Source organism: Novosphingobium sp. HII-3 (assembly GCF_002916655.1).
Taxonomy (GTDB): domain Bacteria; phylum Pseudomonadota; class Alphaproteobacteria; order Sphingomonadales; family Sphingomonadaceae; genus Novosphingobium; species Novosphingobium panipatense.
On sequence record NZ_PPSM01000019.1, the window covers coordinates 24,242 to 46,200 of the forward strand.

The 21,959-nt window shown below is 65.2% G+C and carries 22 protein-coding genes; 6 read left to right on the forward strand and 16 right to left on the reverse strand.

Going from position 1 to position 21,959, the window contains the following annotated elements; translation table 11 throughout:
- Positions 1–119 precede the first annotated feature (119 nt).
- Positions 120–722, forward strand: a complete 603-nt coding sequence (locus C2R25_RS08615; RefSeq protein WP_052811617.1) for a sensor histidine kinase — start codon at positions 120–122, stop codon at positions 720–722.
- Between the two features lie 146 nt (positions 723–868).
- Complete coding sequence (locus C2R25_RS08620; protein WP_042490932.1) at positions 869–1,315, forward strand: globin domain-containing protein; 447 nt, start codon at positions 869–871, stop codon at positions 1,313–1,315.
- 81 nt (positions 1,316–1,396) lie between these two features.
- Here the strand turns inward: C2R25_RS08620 and C2R25_RS20175 are convergent, their stop codons facing one another.
- Positions 1,397–1,612, reverse strand: coding sequence for a hypothetical protein (locus C2R25_RS20175; RefSeq protein ID WP_125458961.1), 216 nt, complete (start codon positions 1,610–1,612; stop codon positions 1,397–1,399).
- Positions 1,613–1,871: 259 nt separating this feature from the next.
- On the opposite strand from C2R25_RS20175, the gene C2R25_RS08625 reads away from it, so the two are divergent.
- Together C2R25_RS08625 and C2R25_RS08630 are read left to right on the forward strand one after the other, a co-directional pair.
- Positions 1,872–2,786 (forward strand): hypothetical protein, encoded by a 915-nt coding sequence (locus C2R25_RS08625; protein ID WP_010337031.1) that lies wholly within the window; start codon positions 1,872–1,874, stop codon positions 2,784–2,786.
- Positions 2,787–2,795: 9 nt separating this feature from the next.
- Complete coding sequence (locus C2R25_RS08630; RefSeq protein ID WP_029547630.1) at positions 2,796–3,515, forward strand: DUF6118 family protein; 720 nt, start codon at positions 2,796–2,798, stop codon at positions 3,513–3,515.
- A gap of 235 nt (positions 3,516–3,750) precedes the next feature.
- Here C2R25_RS08630 and C2R25_RS08635 read toward each other — a convergent pair whose 3' ends face one another.
- From C2R25_RS08635 to C2R25_RS08695, 13 genes are all read right to left on the reverse strand, one after another.
- Positions 3,751–4,500: an HAD-IIB family hydrolase gene (locus C2R25_RS08635; protein WP_004212890.1), complete on the reverse strand. Its 750-nt coding sequence runs from the start codon at positions 4,498–4,500 to the stop codon at positions 3,751–3,753.
- On the reverse strand, positions 4,497–6,998 hold the full coding sequence (locus tag C2R25_RS08640; RefSeq protein ID WP_010337029.1) for a heavy metal translocating P-type ATPase: 2,502 nt from the start codon (positions 6,996–6,998) through the stop codon (positions 4,497–4,499). Before C2R25_RS08640 ends, C2R25_RS08635 begins: the two co-directional genes overlap by 4 nt.
- Positions 6,995–7,603 (reverse strand): cation transporter, encoded by a 609-nt coding sequence (locus C2R25_RS08645; protein ID WP_004212885.1) that lies wholly within the window; start codon positions 7,601–7,603, stop codon positions 6,995–6,997. The genes C2R25_RS08640 and C2R25_RS08645 overlap by 4 nt, the downstream gene beginning before the upstream one ends.
- Positions 7,600–8,286, reverse strand: a complete 687-nt coding sequence (locus C2R25_RS08650; RefSeq protein ID WP_004212882.1) for a ZIP family metal transporter — start codon at positions 8,284–8,286, stop codon at positions 7,600–7,602. The genes C2R25_RS08645 and C2R25_RS08650 overlap by 4 nt, the downstream gene beginning before the upstream one ends.
- Before the next feature lie 3 nt (positions 8,287–8,289).
- Positions 8,290–8,703, reverse strand: coding sequence for a hypothetical protein (locus C2R25_RS08655; RefSeq protein ID WP_004212881.1), 414 nt, complete (start codon positions 8,701–8,703; stop codon positions 8,290–8,292).
- A gap of 47 nt (positions 8,704–8,750) precedes the next feature.
- Positions 8,751–9,128: a hypothetical protein gene (locus C2R25_RS08660; protein WP_004212880.1), complete on the reverse strand. Its 378-nt coding sequence runs from the start codon at positions 9,126–9,128 to the stop codon at positions 8,751–8,753.
- Positions 9,125–9,613 carry an SRPBCC domain-containing protein gene (locus C2R25_RS08665; RefSeq protein WP_004212879.1) on the reverse strand — a complete coding sequence of 163 codons (489 nt, stop codon included), beginning with the start codon at positions 9,611–9,613 and terminating at the stop codon, positions 9,125–9,127. The genes C2R25_RS08660 and C2R25_RS08665 overlap by 4 nt, the downstream gene beginning before the upstream one ends.
- Before the next feature lie 53 nt (positions 9,614–9,666).
- Positions 9,667–12,912: an efflux RND transporter permease subunit gene (locus tag C2R25_RS08670; RefSeq protein ID WP_004212878.1), complete on the reverse strand. Its 3,246-nt coding sequence runs from the start codon at positions 12,910–12,912 to the stop codon at positions 9,667–9,669.
- Positions 12,913–12,915: 3 nt separating this feature from the next.
- A complete protein-coding gene (locus C2R25_RS08675; protein WP_004212877.1) occupies positions 12,916–14,094 on the reverse strand; it encodes an efflux RND transporter periplasmic adaptor subunit in 1,179 nt (392 codons plus the stop codon).
- Entirely contained in the window at positions 14,094–15,371 is a 1,278-nt protein-coding gene (locus C2R25_RS08680) for a TolC family protein (protein ID WP_004212875.1), read from the reverse strand. Before C2R25_RS08680 ends, C2R25_RS08675 begins: the two co-directional genes overlap by 1 nt.
- A 60-nt stretch (positions 15,372–15,431) precedes the next feature.
- Positions 15,432–15,728: a hypothetical protein gene (locus C2R25_RS08685; RefSeq protein ID WP_007406840.1), complete on the reverse strand. Its 297-nt coding sequence runs from the start codon at positions 15,726–15,728 to the stop codon at positions 15,432–15,434.
- 73 nt (positions 15,729–15,801) lie between these two features.
- Positions 15,802–17,769 (reverse strand): cytochrome c/FTR1 family iron permease, encoded by a 1,968-nt coding sequence (locus C2R25_RS08690; protein WP_004212871.1) that lies wholly within the window; start codon positions 17,767–17,769, stop codon positions 15,802–15,804.
- Positions 17,769–18,395 (reverse strand): cation transporter, encoded by a 627-nt coding sequence (locus tag C2R25_RS08695; RefSeq protein ID WP_004212870.1) that lies wholly within the window; start codon positions 18,393–18,395, stop codon positions 17,769–17,771. Before C2R25_RS08695 ends, C2R25_RS08690 begins: the two co-directional genes overlap by 1 nt.
- Positions 18,396–18,470: 75 nt before the next feature.
- On the opposite strand from C2R25_RS08695, the gene C2R25_RS08700 reads away from it, so the two are divergent.
- Complete coding sequence (locus C2R25_RS08700) at positions 18,471–18,890, forward strand: helix-turn-helix domain-containing protein (protein ID WP_007406847.1); 420 nt, start codon at positions 18,471–18,473, stop codon at positions 18,888–18,890.
- On the opposite strand, the gene C2R25_RS08705 is transcribed toward C2R25_RS08700, so the two are convergent.
- Positions 18,884–20,086 (reverse strand): aspartyl protease family protein, encoded by a 1,203-nt coding sequence (locus C2R25_RS08705; RefSeq protein WP_013039112.1) that lies wholly within the window; start codon positions 20,084–20,086, stop codon positions 18,884–18,886. The genes C2R25_RS08700 and C2R25_RS08705 overlap by 7 nt on opposite strands.
- A gap of 289 nt (positions 20,087–20,375) precedes the next feature.
- The gene (locus C2R25_RS08710; protein WP_007407197.1) at positions 20,376–20,948 is read right to left on the reverse strand and encodes a recombinase family protein; all 573 of its coding nucleotides are present in this window, start codon (positions 20,946–20,948) and stop codon (positions 20,376–20,378) included.
- 191 nt (positions 20,949–21,139) lie between these two features.
- Here C2R25_RS08710 and C2R25_RS08715 point away from each other — a divergent pair, with 191 nt between their 5' ends.
- A complete protein-coding gene (locus C2R25_RS08715) occupies positions 21,140–21,958 on the forward strand; it encodes a helix-turn-helix domain-containing protein (RefSeq protein WP_233203852.1) in 819 nt (272 codons plus the stop codon).
- The last annotated feature ends 1 nt before the right edge of the window (position 21,959 follow it).

Below are 21,959 nucleotides of genomic sequence, written 5' to 3' on the forward strand. Positions count from 1 at the left end.
CCGTTCCACCGATCAGCGCAGCAACGCGCCGTCTGGCTCTGTGCTCCACGCGAACGTGCAAAATGTTCGTCCTGGGCTCCCGATTGCTCTAAGTAGCCGGGTAGGGGGCACGTAGAGTTATGGTCGATACTGAAACCCGGATTCGTGAGCTTGAGCATCGGTTCAGGAACATTCTCACTGTCGTTCGTTCCCTTGTCAGCCAGAGCTTGCAGGCGGCCGATTCGATCGAAGACGCCCGATCGACCATTGACGAGCGATTGGAGGCGCTGGGCAACGCGACCGAGCAGCTTCTATCCCACAACTGGCAGGCGGCGCCCCTGCCCGCGCTGGCGGAAAATGCGCTGGGCCACTTCACCCTCTACGCGGAGCGGCTTCGCCTCGACGGCCCCACGGTCACGATCGGCCCCAGGGCGGCGATGACGTTGACCCTCGCCTTTCACGAGCTGGCGACGAACGCGATCAAATATGGGGCCCTGTCCAATGAGGCGGGCACGATCGAGCTGACATGGAAGGTGCTGGATTCGGGCACCGAAGCCGAGCTTTGGATGCAATGGGCCGAACGGGGTGGCCCGCCAGTCGTCAGGCCCGAGCGGCGGGGCTTTGGGTCGCGGCTGATATGCACGGCCGTGAGCCGCAGCTTGCGCGGCCGTGCCGAGATGGAGTTTCCCGCCTCGGGCGTCGTGTGGACCTTGCTCGCTCCTCTGGCTGCGGTCGAGCTATGATCGATCCGGATACAGGATACCCCGCCGCTAAGCCTTGGTTCATCGCGCATGCCTGTCTCTCCGGCCCACGCTCCTTGCTGGATCGGGTCCCTCTCGCCACTTTGATCGTCTCTTTTATCAGGGTCTGAAATCCGGAGCACGTCTGTATGTCCAAACCGCTCTCCCCCGAAACAATGGCTTTGGTGAAAGCTACGGCGCCTGCGCTCCAGCAGCACGGCGTGGAGATTACCACGCGCATGTATCAGCGCCTGTTCGTCGATCCGGAGATCAAGGCGCTGTTTGACATGGCCGCGCACGAATCCGGCGCGCAGCCTAAGCGGCTAGCGGCCGCGATCCTCGCCTTCGCGCAGAACGTCGACAAGCTCGACGTGCTGAAACCCGCGATCGAACGCATCGCCGCGCGCCATGTCGAGACCCATATCAAGCCCGAACATTATCCTGCGGTCGCCAATGCGCTGTTGCCGGCGATCCGCGACATATTGGGCGAGGCGGCAACCGATGAGGTTCTGAACGCCTGGGGCGAGGCCTACTGGTTCCTGGCCGATATCCTTATCAACCGTGAGGCGCAGCTCTACCAGACCGAGGCGGCATGATCGCCGCAGCGGACTGCTCCTCCCAAAAGGAGGTGAGAAGCCGATCCTAAAATTGGTGGCCGATGCGGCCAGCCAAGATGCTCATTGTTCAACGCCATTTGCGAGTTTCAGAAGCTTGGTCTCGATGCCTTTCAGGCCAGCAATGGCCTCATGGTCGGCGACTGACCAACCATCGCTTTTTGCGTCTTCTTGGTTCCGCTGCATCCTTGCGATGATCGAGGCTGCCTCATACACCTCTTTCGCCCCGCCGTGACCACCAACATCGAGTTGGTGCGCGAGCGTCGTGAGGCGATTCACAAAGTTCGTCCGGCCTGCGCACCAGTGCTGCGGGCGAGAGCCTTCGGCCCTGCTTTGAGGGCGTCTCCCAAGGTTTTCAGCGCTTCATGATGAGGGGAATCGGACACGGCAGCTCCGAGGGATCGTCATCATCGTTCATAATCACGAAAGCGGAGGACGACGGGGTTCCCCGCCGTCCCTCCGTCTCAGATGGGATAGGTCGAGCCGTAATGCCGCGGTCGATCACGGCTACGCCGCTACCTTCCACAAGGCGCAGGGCGTGACGGTCGATCGCGCCCACGTTCTCGCCACCCCCGGCATGGACCGGCACAGCGCCTATGTTGGCATGTCGCGACACCGCGACGGCGCGCAGCTCCATTACGGCCGCGACGACTTCGCCGACCAGCGCCAGCTTGTCCGCGCCCTGTCGCGCGACCGGGGCAAGGACATGGCCGGTGACTACGCCCGGCCCGAGCAGGATCAGGCGCGCGCGTTCGCCGATCGGCGCGAGATCCGGTTCCCGGAACTCGCGCGTCAGGTGGTCGAGAAGGTGCAGGCCAAGGCGCGGGGCATGTTCGCCGGGTTCCGGCCGAAACCAGCGGCGGAAAAAACGACGTCGCCGGAGCGCCTCGCGGCCGATCGGCCGCTGGCGCCCTCGCAGGCCCGCGCGATCGAACGCTATGGGCGCGCCGCAGCGGATATAAGCCGGATGCGGGACAAGGGATTGCCGGTGCTGGCGCACCAGGAACAGGCGCTGGCGAAGGCCGGCGACGCGCTCGACCAGGTGCGGCCGCATGGCGCGCGCGACCTCGCCAGCGCGATCGAGCGCGACCCCCGGCTCGCGCGCGACGCGGCCGAGGGCAACACTGGCGGGGCGGCGAAGGCGATGGAGACGGAGCGCCAGGTCCGCACCGACCCGGAGAAGCGCGCGGGCCGGTTCGTGGAGCAGTGGCAGGGCATGAAGGAAGCGCGGGCCAACATGGAGCGTGCCGGCGACCGCGCGGGCGCGGAGAAACTTGGCAAGCGGATGGAGGGCATCGCGGGCGGGTTGCACCGCGACCCACAGCTCGAATCCGTGTTGCGCCGTCGCGCCCCCGAGCTGGAGTTGAACATGGAGCGGGGCAAGTCGATCGGGCAGGAGCTGGCGCAGTCGGTCGGACAAGGCCGCGACCGTGATCGTGGCATGAGCCGGTAAGGGGGACGGGTGGCGGACGAGGACGACCAGGACGAGGCAGGCGCGGCCGAGGCGTTCGAGGCCATGCGTGGTGAGCTGGCGCTGTTGCGCCGCGCCGTGGAGGGTCTGGCGGCCGAGCGCGGCGCGATCGACGTGCCGGACTATACCGAGACGTTGGGGCGGATGCAGAAGGGCGTGGACGCCACGGCCGACCGTATCGCCGTCATCAATGACGTGATCGCGCGGAGTCCGGCGCTGGCGATGACGCCCGAGCAAATGGCACAGCGTATCGCCGCAGCCGGTAACGCCGCCCGGCGCGAGGACCAGGTGGCGCTCGCTACCGGGCGCAAGGGACTGGAGGACGTGACGCGCCAGCTTCACGGGCTTGTCGCATCGGCGCGGCATGCCGGCGAGCAGAACAGACGGCTAGCATGGTCAGCGATCGGCGGCGTCGCGATCGGCATGGTGTTATGGGCAGCCGGCGCGGGCGTCGTGGCGCGCGCCGTGCCGGAAAGCTGGCTATGGCCAGAGAAGATGGCATCGCGCAGCTTGCGCTTGGACACTTGGACCGCAAGCCGGCGACTGGCGGCTGTCAGCCAGCCCGACACTTGGAACACGATGGTTGCGGGTGCAGTGATCGCCCAAGCAAATCAGGAGACGCTTGAACAATGTCGGCGGGCAGCCAACAAGGCAGGCGAGCCAGTGCGATGCACTGTCAGGATTAAGCCGGAGGGGAGGAGGGGGGAATAATGAACCTGCGGCGTCACTCCGGACCCGAGCTGTTGCGGTTTATCGAGTGGTGGGATCAAGCACCGCGTACGATTGAGAAGCGCGGCGGAATCTCTTAGATTGATCGCTGGAGGCTTTGTTCGCGGAGACGCGCACATTGCCTTCTTTTCGTTTTAGGAAGCGCTGCCCTAAGCGACAGAAGCCAGAGCTTTGACAATGCGGCATTCCGCGATGGAGCCGACCATGTATCTTGATCCTATCGGTGCAGACACGCGATGATGGCGGTCACGACGGCGGTGGTTTCCGCGACGTCGCGCACCCTCACTGTGTCGAGGCCGATTTCAGCAGCGGGATAGTCATTCCCACCGGGGAATATCGCATCCCCGATGAACAGCATCCCGTCGAGCGGGACACCGCTCTCGGCACTCAGGCGCTTCAGGCCATAGCCCTTGTCGATCCCTGCTCTGGTCACGTCGATCGATGTCGTGCCACCGAGATTGATCGAGAGCTCCGGCAGCTTCGCGCGCAACGTGGCCTGCAACGCGGTCCTCTTCTTTCGGTCAGGATCCCACGCTTCCTTTTCCTTCAGCGGCGCTGCCTGCCCCAGGCCCGAAAAGGTGATCTGGCTGCCCCGGTCCTCGATCCGTTCGCCCCAGATACGTTCGTCGGCGAGACCGGCATCGGTCAGCGCCTGATCGAAGGCCGTGCGGATCTTCGCCTTCTCCGCGTCGTCGAACAGTTCGGCATAGACCGCGCGCCAAGCGCCATTGATGAACCGATAGAGTTTCGTGCCTGTGGTCGGCATCAACCAGAGACGGTCGAGCGCGACGCCGGCAGGAAGGCGCGAGGCGATCTGCTTTTCGAACTGCGGCCAGTCCCCGCCCGAGATCACCGCCACATCCGTGATGGCGAGCAATCGGGCGAGGATTGCGGCCATATCCTCCGATAACGGCCGCTTGCTCTCGGCAAGCGTGCCGTCGAGGTCGAAGGCGATCAGCCACTTCATGCCGCCTTCCCTGCCGGATCGCGGTAGGCGAGCAGCCTGAGCGCATTGATGACGACGAGCAGCGTCGATCCCTCATGAACCGCCACCGCTGGCCCAATGCCGAGGCCGAGGATGGTAGCAGGCACCAGGAAGGCGACGACACCCAGGCTGACGAAGACGTTCTGCCGGATGATTCCACGGGTATGGCGGCTAAGACCGACTGCGAATGGCAGGTGCGCCAGATCGTCGGCCATCAGCGCCACGTCGGCTGTCTCCAGCGCAACGTCCGACCCCGCCGCGCCCATCGCGATGCCGACCGTGGCGCTTGCCATCGCCGGCGCATCGTTCACGCCGTCGCCCACCATCGCGACCTTGTCTTCGCCGGCGAGCTTCTTGATCGCGGCAACCTTGTCTTCGGGCATGAGGTCGCCCCACGCTTCGTCGATCCCGACTTCGTCGGCGATCGCTTCGGCGACTTTCTGGTGATCGCCGGAGATCATTATCATCCGCGACACGCCCATCTCGTGCAGCCGACGCAACGCGGTCTTGGCAGCTTCGCGAGGCGTGTCCATCAGGCCGATCGCGCCCAGGTCGCGGTCCCCCTTGCGGACCACCATTGTCGTGCGGCCGTTCTCGCGCAGCTTCGCGATTGCGTCCTGCGCGCCCTGCCCCAGCGCCGGAATGCCCTCACTTCCGAACATCTCGGCCTTGCCGATCCACACCGTCTCGCCATCCACGCTCGCGGTGACGCCCCGACCGGTCAGGCTCTTGAGGTCGCCGGCAGTCGGCACGGCACGATCGTTCAGACGTTCGCGGCCGTCCTTGACGATCGCTTGGGCCAGGGGATGGTCGCTCAACGCTTCGACGGCGACAGCCAGCGCCAGCAACTCGCCTTCATCGGCGCCATCGACGGGCACGACATCAGTGATGCGCGGACGACCTTCGGTCAGCGTGCCCGTCTTGTCGAAAGCGATCGCTTTGAGCGACCCGAGGTTTTCGAGCGGTGCACCGCCCTTCACGAGCACGCCGCCCCGCGCTGCACGGGCAACGCCCGACAGGACCGCGCTCGGCGTTGCGATCGCGAGCGCGCACGGGCTTGCCGCCACCAGCACCGCCATCGCGCGATAGAAGCTGTCGCGGAACGGCTCGTCGACGACCACCCATGCGAACAGCAGGAGCACTGACAGGACCAGGACGGCGGGCACGAAGATCCGTTCGAACCGGTCGGTGAAGCGCTGCGTCGGCGACTTCTGCGTCTCCGCTTCGCTCACCATCTTCACGACCTTGGCAAGCGCGCTTTCATTGGAACGGCGTGTCACCTCGATCTCGATCGCGCCGCCGCCGTTGATCGTACCAGCAAAAACCCGGCTTTGCGCGTCGACTGCATCGGGCTTGGCGCGTGCCGCTGCGGCATCTGCGACCGGCACCTTGTCGACCGGGATGCTTTCACCCGTGACCGGGGCCTGGTTGATCGCGCTGGTGCCCTTGATGACGAAGCCGTCGGCAGGCAGGCGCTCGTTCGGGCGGACGATGGCAATGTCCCCGACGACCATCTGCTCGACCGGGATTTCGCTGGTCTGCCCGCCGCGTCGCACGGTCGCGGTTTCGGGCGCGAGCTTCGCCAGCGCCTCGATCGCCTTCTTGGCGCGGCCCATTGCATAATGCTCAAGCGCATGGCCGAGGCTGAACAGGAACAGCAGCAGCGCACCTTCGGCCCATGCGCCCAGCGCAGCGGCGCCGGCCGCAGCGACCAACATCAGCGTGTCGATCTCGAACTTCTTCATCCGGAGGTTGTCGATCGCCTCGCGCAGCGTGAAGAATCCGCCGAAGAAATAGGCTGCGATATAGCAGGCGGTCGGCAGCCATTCGGGCGCGCCAGCGACCAGCCTCTCGATCGCGTAGCCGATCCCCAGCAGCGCGCCACAGGCGAGCGCGAAGATCAGCTCGGTATTGGGGCCGAGAAATTCGGCGTGGCTATGGTCGTGGCCATCGCCGGGGCCGTGCTTCTCTTCGCCCGCGCCGTGGCCCCCGGGGCCGTGGTCGTGGCCGGCATGTTCATCGGCAGCGACCCGCTTGCCCACCCTCACCTTCAGCTTGCGAAGCGCAGCGCGCACCTCCTCTTCGGTGGTTTCGCGGCGATCATATTCGACCCGGACAGACCCGCTGGTGCTGGCGCTTGCCTGGACCACGCCGGGCAAGGCGCACAGCGCATCGCTGACCGTGCGCGCCCGACGTTCGTGGTTGATCCCCGTCACCTGCCAGATCGCATGGCCGTAGCGCTCGGTGATTTCGGCACCTGCGGCGCGCACCATTTCGCGCAACCGTGGCAGCGGCAGCTTGGCGGCATCGAAATGGATGCACAGCGCCGCTGGCGTGTTGCCGTCGAGACAGATCACATGCGCCCGCTCGACACCTTCGCGCTTTGACAGGGTTGATACGAGACGGTCCAGGCAGGCATCGGCCGCGTCAGGAAGGTCCGGCAACAACACTGGAATGTCGAGTTCGAGCTTGTCGTTCATGACGACCTCCTTTCGCTTTTCTTGGTTTCGGCGCGCGCGTCGCGCAGGATTTCGACACCGCCCTTGATGGCGATGATGGCGGTGGCGAAGCCGACCAGCAGGTCCGGCCAATTGGTACCCAACCACAGCACCAGCACGCCGGCGATCAGGATGCCGCCGTTGGAAATGAAGTCGTTGAAGCTGAAGGTGGTTGCGGCCCGGAGATTGACGTCCGGATCCTTGAGGCGCTGGAGCAGCCGCAGGCAGAGGTAATTCACGACGCCGGCGATCGCGGACATGACCATCATGGTAGGTCCGATGGGCTCGCTGCCCTGCACGTAGCGCCGTCCGACATCGATCAAGATGCCGCCCGCGAAGATCAGCAGCATGACGCCCGAAGCGACCGCGGCGCGTGTCTTCCATGTCTGGCCCCGGGTGAGCGCCACAAGGCTCAGCGCATACACAGCCGTATCGGACAGGTTGTCGACGCCGTTGGCGATCAGCGCGCTCGAGTCCGCGAAGAAGCCGGAAACGAAGAAGCCCGCAGCGATCGCCGCGTTCAGCAGCAGGACGATCCACAGTGTGCGGCGCTCCTGCCCGCCATTGTTGTCGTTGCCCGGGATCATCCCATCATCTCCTCAAGTGTCAGCAGGGCCAGGAAGCCGACGAAAAACATCGAGCTGATGAGCGGGGTGTCGGGTTTCTCGTGCGCCTCGACCAGCAACTCCTCCGTGACGAGGTAGAGCAGCGCCATCAGCCCGAAGCTGAGGAAGCCGGCGATCATCACCGGCGACAGCGCGGCGACCGGCACGGCAGCGAGCGCGCCGATCGGCAGCAGCAGGGCCAATGCCGAGACGATCACGATGATGCGCAAGCGCGAGCGATAGGTTTCCGCCAGCTCGTCGGTCAGCGTCAGTCCCAGAAATAACACTTCCAGAGTGAGCGCGATCGTCAGCAGGAGACCTGCCTTCTCGCCCGCCACGAAAGCGAGGCCGAGCACCAGGCCGTCGACCAGAATGTCGATGCCGATCGCGGCGAGTAGCGCCATCGGCCCCTTGAAGCGGGCCTCAAGAGCCTTGAGCCCCAGCATGGTCGCGACGCCCGCCGCCCCGCCGATCAACGTCGCGCTGGGCGATGCCTCATGCTTGACCTGCGGCAGGATTTCGGTCGCTGCCGCCGCGAACACGACGCCGGCAGCGAGATGCTGTAGGCCCGCCACGAGGCCAGGTTTCAACTTGGTGCGGCTCGCGACAATCGCGCCGAGCACGACCGCCAGCACAGGCGCAAGCGTATAGAGCAGTGCCTGCATTTCCTAGGACTCCTCCGGGGTTCGGTGGCAGACGCGGATCTTCCCGCGTCGCGTGAACGCGATCGATCCGCCCGCCACGACAGCCCGCGAATGGTCGCCGCGAAACTCGTCACCGGTTCGCTGCGCGCGCAGGATCTCGGTCCTGCCCTTCGGCAGCCAGGTGACGGCCATTTTCAAGCCGTCATCGATGAAGTCGACATCGGCGCGTGTGCCGTCGTCGCAGTACATGATGCGCTGCGCGATTAGTTTCGACGTCAGATGCTTTTCATGCGCCGGCTCGGTAGGCTGGGTCGGCGCTGGATTACACGCCCCTATAACCGCCCCGGAGACGAGAACGACGCCGAGGCGCGCGATCGCCAGACCGGCCCGATTCAGGCCGCACAAGGTTGTCACATTTGAAATCGACGTGTCAGACATCGGTCTCTTCCGACGAAGCGCCCTGTGGCGTTCGAAGGCAGGGCAGTTCATCGCGTGCCTTCCCGCTCGCAGATCCGGGTACGGCCATCGCCTTCCACGATGGTGAGCTGCGACCCCTTGAAGGTCGCGGTGGCTGTTTCGCCGACATATTGCAGGCCCTGCGCTGGCGCGGTCAGCATCATCGGCGGTCCCCCGTTGGAGCGCCGCAAATCGATCTGCAGGCCGTTGTCCTTGTAATCGACGAACAGCGGTTCCCCGTCGGAACAGCGATATCTATGCCGCCCCATTTCCCCGGTCGCCACGGCGCTGTCGGACGAATGGATCTGCTGCTCCGTTGGCGGGGCTGGCGGCTTTCTTTCCGAGCACGCCGCGAGCCCGACAACGAGGATGACGGCGGGCAGCACCCGCTTACAGTGCATCATCATCGCGCCTTCCTCCTGTAGCGGAAGGGGACGCGCTGACGATTGATAGCCCGGGCAGGCTGACCTACCCGCCAGCGGAGATAGGTTGCGAGGCGATCGTCAGATTCGACCATCAGGGATCGCAGGCGGCGCAACATCATCGCCGCGAACGGCAGGGAGAGCGCCCCGCGCAGCGTGCAGCTATGCGTTAGCCTGGTGCCGCCATCGTCCCCCGCCAGCTCGTACCGCTCTTCGAGCGTGAACAGATAGGGGATGCCGCAGGACCAAGCGAAGGCGTGCGGTTTATCGAATCGATCAATCCGTGCTGGCGTCCGAATTGGCCGGGTGATGCCCTGGATCGCAAAGGTGCATTCTGTGTCGCCGAGCCGGGACGGATCATCGAGAAATACGAGCGGACTCCACGCCCGGCGATGATCCGGATCGGTGAGTGCCGACCAGATGCGCAGTGGCCCGCCGTGAAGCATCGAGCTGGTTATGGTGCGAGGCATATCCCCATCTCCCAGAGATGGGCGGGGCGATCGCGGATCGCCCCGCCCATCCATCAGGCCAAGTTGTTCACGAAGGTCTGACCGTGGTCGTCCCCTTCATGCTCCTCATTGTAGTGCTCGGGTTTCTCGATCACTTTCTGCCCGAACCGGGCATAGAGTGTCGGCAGCACGAACAGCGTAAGAAGCGTCGCCGAGATCAGACCGCCGATGACGACCGTCGCCAAAGGCTTTTGAACCTCTGCGCCGGCGCCTTCGCCCAGCGCCATCGGCACGAAGCCGAGGCTGGCGACTAGCGCGGTCATGATGACGGGTCGCAGACGCTGCATCGCGCCAACATGCGCGGCTTCCTCGCGGCTCATCCCTGATCGGATCAGATCTTGGATCGAGCTGACCATGACGAGGCCGTTGAGGACCGCGATGCCCGAGAGGGCGATGAAGCCCACTGCCGCCGAGATCGAGAAGTCCATGCCCCGCAGGAACAGCAACAGGACGCCGCCCACCAGCGCGAAAGGCACGCCGGTGAACACGATCGCGGCGTCGCGGACCGATCCCAACGCCCCGTAGAGGAGCAGCAGGATCAAGATGAAGCAAGCCGGAATGACCAGCTTCAGCCGTTCGCTTGCCGATTGGAGGTTCTCGAACTGGCCGCCCCATTCGAGATAGGTGCCGGCAGGCAGCCGGAGTTGGCTGCCGATCGCCGCCTGCGCATCCGCCACGACGGATCCGACGTCGCGGCCACGCACGTTGGCTTGCACCACCACGCGCCGCTTGCCGTTCTCGCGGCTGATCTGGTTCGGACCATCGACCACCTTGATCTCGGCGACGCTGGACAGCGGTACATAGCCGCCGCCTGCCACCGGCACCTGCACCTGTTGGAGCAGGCCGATGTCGGCACGCTGCGCCTCCGACAGGCGGATCACCACGGGGAAGCGACGGTCGCCCTCGAAGATCTGGCCCGATGTTCGCCCGCCGATCGTCGCAGTCACGGTGTCCTGCACATCCTGAGCCGTAACGCCCAACCGCGCCATCGCGTCGCGGTTGACGCGAATGTCGAGCATGGGAAGACCGGTCGTCTGCTCCACCTTCACGTCCGCTGCGCCTTGCGTTCTGCGCAGCACCGCCGCGATTTGCTCGGCCGTCCGGTTCATCTGGTTGAAGTCGTCCCCGAACACCTTCACCGCGATGTCGCCGCGCACGCCGGCGATCAGCTCGTTGAAGCGCATCTGGATGGGCTGGGTGATCTCGTAGGCATTTCCCGGAATCTTCGCGAGATTACCCTCGATCCGGCTGACCAGCTCCTCCTTGGGAAGCTCAGGATCCGGCCAATCCTTGCGCGGCTTCAGGATGACGAACATGTCGGTCGCGTTCGGCGGCATCGGGTCGGCCGCCAGCTCGGCGGTGCCCGTCTTGGAATAGACGAATTGCACCTCCGGCTGCTTCGACATCATCCGCTCGATCGGCACCTGCATCGCCTGGCTCTGCTGGACCGACGTTGCCGGAATGCGGAGCGACTGGATCAGCAAATCGCCTTCGTCGAGCTGCGGCAGGAACACCGAGCCGAGCGTAGTGAAAGCAAGCGCCGCCACCACAAGGCTTCCCACACCCGCACCGATCGTCAGCGTCGGGCGCTTCATGGCCCGGTCGAGACCGGGTTCGTAGCGCTTCTTCAGCCACGTGATGATGCGGCCGTCCTTCTCCTCGACCTTCTTCGACAGCCAGATCGCAATCATCGCCGGCACGAAGGTGAGAGAGAGGATGAAGGCGAAGGCGAGCGCGATGATGACGGTCAGCGCCATCGGTCCGAACGTTTTACCCTCCACGCCGGTCAGCGTGAGCAGCGGTACGTAGACGAGGATGATGATTGCCTGCCCGTAAACCGAGGGGCGGATCATCTCGCGAGCGGCGGCTGCCACGGTCGCGAGCCGTTCCTTGACGCTGAGCAATCGGCCTTCATGATGCTGTTGCTCGGCAAGCCGGCGCAGCGCGTTTTCGACAATGATGACGGCGCCGTCGACGATCAGACCGAAGTCCAAAGCCCCAAGGCTCATCAGATTGGCCGAGACCCCAGCGCGCAGCATACCAAAGCCTGTCAGCATCATGGTGATCGGGATGACCAACGCCGCGATCAGGGCCGCACGGAAGTTGCCGAGCAGCAGGAAGAGCACGACGATGACCAGCACCGCGCCTTCGGACAGGTTTTTCGCGACCGTCTTGATCGTCGAATTGACCAGCTCGGTGCGGTTCAGCACCGGCTGAATTACGACGTCAGGAGGCAGCGAAGCGTTGATCGTCTTCAGTTTCTCAGCGACCGCGGTCGACACGATGCGGCTGTTCTCGCCGATCCGCATGATCGCCGTGCCGACGACGACTTCGGTACCGTTCTCCGATGCCGAACCCATGCGGATCGCCTGACCCGTCTTCACAGTCGCAACTTGTTCGACCGTGATCGGCACGCCGTTACGTGTCGCGATCACGGTCCTGGCCAACTCGCTGGCATTGCGAACGAGCGCATCCGAGCGAACAGCCAGACCTTCGCCATTGCGATTGACGAAGCCACCGCCGACGCTGGTGTTATTGCGCTCCAGCGCATTTCCCAGGTCCGTCAGCGTGATGCCGAGCGAGGCCAGCTTCTGCACGTCGGGCACGACGAGGAACTGCTTGGCGTAACCGCCAATCGAGTCGACACCGGCGAGGCCCGGTGTGGTCTTCAGAAGCGGCGTCACGATCCAGTCCTGCGCGGTGCGCAGGTAGGTCGCCTTGTCCTCTTCGGTCGTCAGTCGCTCGCCCTCTGGCGTGATGTAGCTGCCATCGGGCTGTTGGCCCGGTTCACCGGGCTTGTGCTTGTCGTCCTCGCGATGATCGAGACGAACGGTGTACATGTACACCTCGCCCAGGCCTGTCGCGATCGGACCCATTTCAGGGTTCACGCCGTCGGGCAGATTCTCTTGCACGCCCCGCAGACGCTCGCCCACCTGCTGGCGGGCGAAATAGATGTCCGTCGCGTCCGAAAAGACCGCCGTGATCTGCGCGAAGCCGTTGCGGCTCAACGAGCGCGTATATTCCAGGCCGGGGGTGCCGGCGAGCGCGGTTTCGATTGGAAACGACACCTGCTTCTCGACCAGCTCGGGCGAGAGGGCAGGCGCGCGGACGTTGATCTGGACCTGATTGTTGGTGATGTCCGGCACCGCGTCGATCGGTAGCCGGTAGAGGGAAAAGGCGCCGATGGCGGCGACGATGACGGTGAGGAGCAGGACTAGCCAGCGCTTCTCGACCGCCCAGGTTACGATACGGGCGATCATGGCTTAATCCTCGTGGCTCGCTTCGCCCTTGCCGATCTCGGCCTTGAGCGTGAAACTTCCGGTGGTGGCGATCTGTTCGTTGCCGGTCAGGCCCGACCGGACGATCACCGTGTCGCCCGACGCATCGCCGAGCTGGACCGGGGTCGCCTTGAAGCCGGTGGGCGTGCGCACGAACACGACCGACTTGCCCTCGAAACTCTGGACCGCCGTCGTCGGCACGCGGACCGCCCCGCTCCCGCCGCTGCCCGTGAGCTGCACGGCTGCCGTCACAGGCTCGCCGACCCGCCATTCGCCACCGCGATTGTCGAGGGTGGCGAGCGCAGGCACGAGCCGCGTCTGCGGATCAAGCGCCGGCGACACGAAGGTCACGCGGGCGGTCGCCTGACGGCCTGCCGCCTTCACCAGCACCGTATTGCCGGGACGCACCCGGCCCGCATCCTCGGGCTTGAGATTAAGCGCGATCGACACCTGGCTCAGGTTGGCGATGCGATAGAGTTCGGCATCCGCCGCGACCGTTTGTCCCAGCGTCACGGGGCGCGCAATGATCTGGCCCGAGATCGGCGCGGCAATGCCGAGCCGGTTGAGCCCGCCGCCGCCGACACCCGCCGCCGAAACCATGCTCTGCGCCTGCGTCAGGGCGATCCGCGCCTCCGTCGCCGCTGTGCGGGCGGCGATCAGATCCTGTTCAGGGGAGACTCTCTGCGCGAACAGCCGCTGTTCGCGCGCGAGGTTCGAATTAGCGAGCTGAAGCCGCGCCCGCGCCGCCTCGACCTCGCCCTTGATCTGCGCCGCCTCGCGGCTTTCGATGACCGCAATGGTCTGGCCGCGTCCGACCGATTGGCCGAGGTTACGGGTGAGCGCGACCACGCGTCCCGCAATTGCGGCCGAGACGACCTGCGTTCCCTGTGGGTCGCCCTCGATGATCGCGGGCAGCTCGATCGTCCCGGCCCCGCCGATGATCGGCCGTCCGACCTGGACGCCCGCTGTGGCGATCTGGTCGGCACCCAATGTGACGACGCCTTCACCGGCATGACCGCCTTCAGCACCGCCCTTTTCCGTGCCCGCTGCCGTCTCATTGGCAGCTGCGCCTTCGGCAGTTGCCTCGTTTCCGCCATCCTTGCCGCCGCAGGCAGCCAAGAGCAGGGCGAGCGACGCCGCGCCCGCGAGATAAAAGCTCTTCATCACTGATTCCCCCCATTGGGCGCACGAGCGGTCAGTCGCTCCACTTGCGCGCGGGCATTCTGGTAATTGGCAAGCGCGTCGATCGCGGCGACCCGCGTTTCGGCGAGCGTGCGTTCAGCATCGAGCAATTCGAGCTGGCCGAACTTGCCCTCGCGATAGCCGATCCGCGCGATGCGGGCGGCCTCCTGTGCAGCCGCCAGCGCCGGCCCCGACGCCGCACGAGCCGTCGTTGCGGCATTGGCCGCCTGCGCCTGCGCGTCCGTGATCGCCTGTTCGATGTCGAGCGCGGTCACGCGGCGCTGCGCATCCGCCTGGGTCCGCTGCGCGGTCGCCTGCGCAATCGCGGCGCGACCATTGTTGAACACCGGGATCGGGATCGACACGCTGAACACCGCCGCCATGTCGTTGGTCGCTTCCAGGCGGCGGATCGACGGCCCGACGTTCAGGTCAGGCACGCGATTGGCGCGCGCGAGCCGCACGCCGGCTTCGGCAATGGAGAAATCCGCGTTGGCTGCCGCCAGCGCGAGTGTGCCGGTCGTGTTGACCGGTGCCAACGGCCCATAGACGTTCACACCGGGAAGGCGATCGAGCAGCGTGTCATCGAGCAGGCCGTCGATCGGCCGTCCGATCCGACGCGCCAGATTGGCGCGGGCCGCCTCGGCCAAGCGAAGCTGCCGCTCCACATTGGCGTCGGCATTGATACGCGCGACATCCGCGCGCTGTTGCTCGAGTGGCGATGCCCGCCCTGCCTGCACGCGAACGCTCGCGGCCCGCAGCGCATCGCTGGCGATCCGGGCCTGATCGCGGGCTGTCATTACCCGGCGATCGGCCGCGACCGCTTCGACATAGAGCTGCGTTACCTGAAGCCGGACATCCGCCGCGATGATCGCGGCCTGGATCTCGGCCCGGGACAATTGCGCATTGGCGACCGCGACGCGGGCGCCGCGCTTGCCGCCTAGCTCGATCGGGATCGCAAAGCCGACCGTGGTTTCCGCGCTGCGGACCCCCCGATACGGCCCGGAGCCGATGACATTCTCGACTTGGCCTTGAACCACCGGATTGGGCCGCAAGCCGGCGACTGTGCGACCTGCACGGGCCGCGTCGATTCCAGCTGTCGCCGCTTCCGCAGCAGGGGCCGAACCGCCCGCTGCACTGACCGCTTGGTCAAGCGTGTAGACCGGCGCATCCTGCGCAACAGGCGCGGACGGTCCGACCTGCGCCTGCGCCATCGTGGCGCAAGACGCTGCGGCCAGCATGGCCGCGAGGATACGATTCATGAAAATAGGACTCCTGACGATGATCGACAGGGGCGCGCCAACGCACGCCCAAATCGGACGTCAGGCTTGGGGGGGCCTCAAATGGACCATGCCGGTGCGGCCGTCGAGCGACGCAGAGGCGGAGATTGTCGGCTTGGGCACTGTGAGGACGGGGGTATATTCCATCGTCGTGCGCGCAGGCGCGCCGACGTCGTGTCCGTGACAATAATTGTGATGATGCGGGACATTCTTGTCCGAGTCCGATGGCACCTGATCGATGTCACCGGCGGTATGGACCGTGAACTCAACGCCCGCGATGCTTCCCCCCGCCAGATCGGCGGCATGGGCCATGCCGGAGAAGCTGGTCAGGACCAGCATCAGGCATGTCAGGAAAGGCAAAAAGGCTCGCACTAGCTTGCCTCTATCACGGAAGGGTTTTCATGTCATTGCACTAATTCGAACCAAGGGTCACTGAGCCGGAACCCGAGCGGGATCGGTCGCGCCCGTTCCAGGCGAACCCGACCGCAATGGCGACCGCCATCAGGAGTTGCGCCAGCACCGATTGCCAAGTGGGAAACACGCCGAGCATCGACAGCCGTGGCACGTCCGCGAGCGGTGCGATGTTGATAAGGCCGGCTTCCTGGAGCGCGGCGACGCCTTTACCCGCCAGCACGACGGTCAGGACCGCCATGAGCCAGGAGCTATAGCGGAAGAACTGCGCGATCGGCAGCTTGCGACTGTAGCGAAGCATGGCCCAAGCGATCAGGCTGAGCAGTCCAATCGCCGACCCGGCCCCCGCGAGAAGCATCCCGTTGTCACCTTGCGCCGAAAGCGCGGCATAGAACAGGATCGTCTCGAAGACCTCGCGATAAACTACGACGAACGCCAGCCCGAACAGGAACCAGCCCGACCCGCCCGAGAGCGCCCGCGACATCTTCTCGCGAATATAGCGCTGCCACTGATCGGCCTGCGCCTTGCCGTGCATCCAAATCCCGACCGAGAGCAGCACGACCGCGGCGAACAGCGAGCCAAACCCTTCCGTCAGCTCCCGGCTCGCACCGCTGATCCCGATCGCATAGGTGGCGACCGCCCAGGTGATCCCGCCCGCGATGATCGCGCTGACCCAGCCGCCATGCACGTACCGCAGCGCCTCGCCGCGCTCGGCTTTACGCAGGAACGCGATCATGGCGACAACGATGAGCAGGGCTTCGAGCCCTTCACGCAGCAGGATCGTGAACGCGCCCAGGAACGTGGACGCTTCGGTGGCGGCATCAGGCGCGAGCGCCGCTTCCGCATCGTCGAAAAGGCCGCCCAGTACTGCGACCTTCTCCGCGAGATCATCGGGCGACGCGCCCCGGTCGATCGAGGCGCGGAACTCCCCCATCGCGCCCTCGATTCGACCCATCAGCGTCGCGTCGCGCGCGGTGAGTGTTGGCTCGATCGGCTCGAACCCATCGAGATAGGCCGACAGCGCCAGCTCTTTCGCCATGCGCGCATCGCCGCGCCGCGCAGCCGCCACGCTTTCGGCGAGTTTGGCGCGGGCGACCGCGAGCGAGCCGGGAGCCTGTTGTATCACCTGTTCGGGATGACGACGCAGGAACGCGAGCACTGGGTCAGCCTTGGCGTCGCCGATCGCCGCGCCGAGCGCGGCCGGGGTGAGCGCGACCAGGGTTTTCAGGTCCGGAATGCGCCGGCGAAGGGTCGGGTCGGATTTCCAAAGCCGCTCGCCTTCGCGCGCCTGCGCATCCGTGAAGGCGAAGCTCCCGGCTCGGAATGCTAACGCCCAGCGCTGATCGTTGGGCAGATCGGCGAAGCTCTGCATCGCGGTCCCGTCGATGCCTTGCGTCACCACCTGATAGAGCGCGAACACGCTGCGCTGGCGCGCGCGCTCGGCATCGGTGAAAGCAATCGGGGGCGTAGCGAGCTTGGCGGCGTCAGGGCCACGGCCGTTGCCCGTCATCCCGTGGCAGGACGCGCAGGATTGTCGGAACAGGGCATCGCTGGAGACGAGGTTCGGAGCCTTATCGGGCGCGAGCGGCACCGGGTAGGCGCGCAACAGATCGGCCGCGAGCCCGTGCGCCAATGTTGCCACCTGTTCAGTCGGTCCCTTTTCCGCGATCACCGCCTGGAGGTTGGCAGCCCGCTGGATGAGGGCTTGACGCTCCGGCTTCGCCGGCAGGCCCTGAAGCCGTGTCGAGACCGACGCGGCGAACTCCGTCATCTCGGCATATTCCGACGTGCTCTTGATCCGACCGTTGGCGACCGCGCCGCCATAATCGACGGCCATATAGTCGAGCAGCCGCCATGCGGTTTGCACGTCGCCGGGTTCGGCGATTGCCGCAGCAGGGATCAGCAGCGCCGCGAGCGCGGAGAGCAGCCGCAACGAGAGCATTGCCCGGATCAACGCGAGCAGACGCACTACCGCTCTCCCAATTCGCGCCGAGCGCCAGTGACGATTTCATAAGCGGAGTGGAGGAACAGGAGGGCGATGAGGCCGGCGACGGCGAGGTCCGGCCAGGCGCTTCCTGTCCACGCCACCAGACCGGCCGCGGCGATCACCGCCACGTTGGCGAGCGCGTCGTTGCGGCTGAACAGCCAGATCGCGCGAACATTGGCGTCCCCTTCCCGGAAACGCGCAAGCACCAAGGCGGACACGACATTGATCGCGAGCGCGACAACGCCGATTGTGCCCATCAGTTCGGCATCGGGCGCGGTTGCGTTCAGGGCGCGCCAAATCGCGAAACCGATTACGCCCACGCCAAGCGCACCGAGAAACAACCCCTGCGTCAGCGCGACCTTTGCCCTCGCCCGTGCGGACCAGGCAAGCGCGAGAAGACCGATAAGGCTGATCGACCCGTCCCCGAGAAAATCGAGGGAATCCGCTTTCAGCGCTTGGCTATCGGCGATGAACCCGCCGAACAGCTCGGCGACTCCGAAGCCGAGGTTGAGCACCACGACGGTCAGCAGCGCACGGCGATAGGCCGGATCGGTTTGCGCGCGCGCGGGCTCCCCGTGGCACCCGCAGCTTTCGGTAGAAGCATTCATGCGGCCTTCCTTACCACCTCCAGTCGCTGTAGAAGCAAGCGAAATGTGCGACACGTTCGCATAAGCAAGGATGGCATGATGAAGCCGGTGATGATTGGGCAGCTCGCCAGCGAGACCTCGACGAAGGTGACGACGATCCGCTTTTATGAGTCGATCGGGTTGCTCCGATCCGCCCCTCGCACGGCGTCGGGTCGCAGAACCTACGATGCCAGTGACATTGAGCGTTTGCACTTCATCCGCAACGGTCGCCGGCTTGGCTTCTCCGTCGACGAGATCCGTTCGTTGATGGGGCTGGCGCAGAACCCGGACCAGGATTGTGGTGCCGCCTCAGCTATCGCTGCTCAGCACCTCAAGGATGTGGAGGAGAGACTGGCGCAACTCGCGGTGTTGCGGGATGAGTTGGCAATGCTCAGCCAGAGCTGCACCAAGGCGCGCATGGCCGATTGTCGGATCATGAAGGCGATCGGCAAAGGCCACCCTCAAGCCGATCAATAATAATCGGCCAGCCTGAGCTCGCGCACATCACCCGAGGCCATCGTCAGCTTTACGAGGGTGCCAGCAGGCCGGGAGCGCACTTGCCAGAGCTCCCCACGCGTATAGTTCGCATCGATCGAATGGCCGTTCACCGCCACGATCCGGTCGCCGACCGCCCAGCCAGCCTTTTCCGCGGGACTGTTCGCCGCCACATGAACAACGGTGAGCGCCGTTGGTGAGGCTGCGAGGCCAAGGCCGCTACGGTCCTTCAGCATCGGCAGGCGACGACGAGGACCGAGTGGCCGGAGCCACACGAATCCGGCGGTCACGTCGAACACCACGTCGAATTGAGCGATCAGCGGTAGGCCGACATTGCCAACCGTGCTGGTGGAGAGCCAAGCTCTCATCCCGAGTGTGGGGACGTTCGAGACGCCAAGCCCTTCGATGTTGATGTTCTGGATCGTGAAAGCATCGTTGATACGCACACCATCGACGCCGCCGATCGCCGCGGTCGAGACGAGCTTCCCGTTCAACAGCCCTTGATCGCGGGCATAGGCCGACGAGAGCATCAGCGCGGCCGAGCTGCCAAGATCGATCATCAAGGGCACGGGAGGCAAACCCGAGACGGAAGCTCGAATGAACAGCTCCTGCTTGGCACCGCGCCCGAGCGCGACAGCGCGCCAGTCGGGACCGGCGAGAAACGTGCCTGACTTGACGACCGCCATACGCCTTTTCGCGAAATCGAGCGCGATGCAGCTACCCGTGAACATATCGGCACCGAGGAGGATATCGATCGGTCGTCCGAAGGCCGCCGACACTGAACTCAGATCACCAACGACGGCAAAGGGTAAGCGACGGGTTTCGCGGGCGAGCTGTACGTCGATGTCGCGGACCAGCAGCACCGGGGCCTTGGCGCTCAGCCCGCTAATCATGCGCCGCTCACCATCGTTCAAGCCGAGCTTCGCCGCGAGCGCCGTGCTCATGATCGACGCGCCGCTGCCACTGTCGAGCACCGCCCGCACCGGCACTCCGCGCACTTGTGCCGAAACAAGGAGGGTATCACCCGTGCCGACTTCCAGCGGCTCCCATTCGAGGTGAGCCGCACCGAAGTTCCACGAGCCCGCAGACCGGGAAGTCTGTCGCGCGAGCGTTGGAGAACCGAGCACCAAGCCGGTTCCACAGGCCACCAGCCGCGCCACTAATGAGCGTCGAGACATACCGATTGCTTCAACACGGGCCGTCAAAAAGCCACCTCCAGCCCCCCGTCCGCAGGAGAGCAAATTGCGGTTACATGCTCCAGCCACTGGAGGAGCAAGTGCTTTTGGTGCGCCCGAAAATCCTCAGAAGCGCTTGGAGAACTTTAGATGAAGGATGGTGCAGACCGCTTAGATGCCTTCCCGATAACGAACGGTTCCGGGGGACGCTGGGCCGATCGGGACCGCGAACGGTGTAAACGCTCGCGCTAAGTGGCGGCATTCTGATCGCGCTATTTGTCGGCGAGCGTCGCTACGCGGCTACCGGCTTGGTCTCGGCCGATCGCACATAGGCGTAGAGTGTTGGCTTGGAGATGCCGAGCATCGAGCAAATCTTGGCGATCGGCATCGTGTTCTCGTGGTAGAGCCTGACGGCCAGGTCGCGCTTGTCCTTGCCGAGTGCGGCCGGCCGGCCACCCTTCTTGCCGCGAGCGCGGGCTGCGGTGAGACCGGCCTGGGTCCGCTCGCGGATCAGGTTGCGCTCGAACTCCGCCAATGCCCCGAACAGGTGGAAGGTAAGCTTGCCCGACGTGGTGGTCGTGTCGATCGCCTCGTGCAGGCTCAGCAGCCCGACCTTTTCCTCGTCGAGGTAGGTCATCCATCCGATCAGATCACGGAGCGAGCGGCCGAGCCTGTCGAGGCGCCAGACCACCAGTGTGTCGCCGGCGCGAAGCAGCTCCTTCACCTTTTCCAATCCAGGGCGAGCGGCAGTCGCCCCGGAGGCCTTGTCGGTGATGACCTTCTCGCAGCCGGCAGCCTTCAGCGCATCACGCTGGAGGTCCAGGTTCTGCTCGGCGGTCGATACGCGGGCGTAACCGATTTTCATGCGTAGGGCCGGTGGCGCCCCGATCGGGCGCGGTTTGGGAAGAAAGTCGTCATCGGCAGGTCTATGTTGCCCTAGTTTTCTTTACCGGGTAGATTTACGTCGAACAGGCCGGTTTGGCAACGCGAGCGGACTCGCATGGCGATGGGCAGGCAAATCTCCGTTTTCCTTACCTGCGACACGGACCGTCGGCGGTGACGCATCCGGCGCTTGTCCCGCCGCTGGCGATCGAGCGCTACCGCGTCCTTGAACCGCACCTCGCCGATGGCATCCCGCTCGCGGACCTCGCCCGCACCGGCACGCTGAGCGAGCGGACGTTGCAGCGCTGGCTCGGGCGCTACCGTGCCGAAGGACTTGCCGGTCTCGCGCGTCTGCCGCGCAACGATCGGGGCAGGCTGCACCTGCCGGAACATCTGGTCGAACTGACCCGCACTCTCGCCACCAAGCGCCCGCGACCCCCGGTCGCCGCCATTCACCGAAAGGTGCAGGAACTCGCCATCGCGCATGGACACCGAACCCCCAGCTATGCGGCCGTCGCGCGTGTCGTCAGGGCGATACCGGCAAGCCAGATCGCCGCAGCCTCCGATCCGGCCGTCTACCGCGACCAGCACGAGCTAGTGCATCGGCGCGAAGCCGCGACCTCGAACGAGATGTGGCAGGCCGATCATACCGTTCTCGACATTCTCGTGCTCGATGATGCCGGAACCCCGGTGCGTCCTTGGCTGACCGTCATCGTTGACGATCACAGCCGAGCCATCGCCGGTTACTTCCTCAGCCTCGATGCCCCCAGTGCCCTCAACACGGCGCTCGCCTTGCGGCAGGCGATCTGGCGCAAGCCCAATCCCGAATGGATCGTCAGCGGCATTCCCGAACAGCTTTACGTCGACAACGTCCTGGGTCACGAAGGAAAGCGAGATTTGGTCAACAGATCTCTATGCGCCGGCATTGAGCGGCGAGGCATGCATTCTGAGCCAGATGGCTTCCACCGTCAACGGGATCGCTCCCTGCCATAGC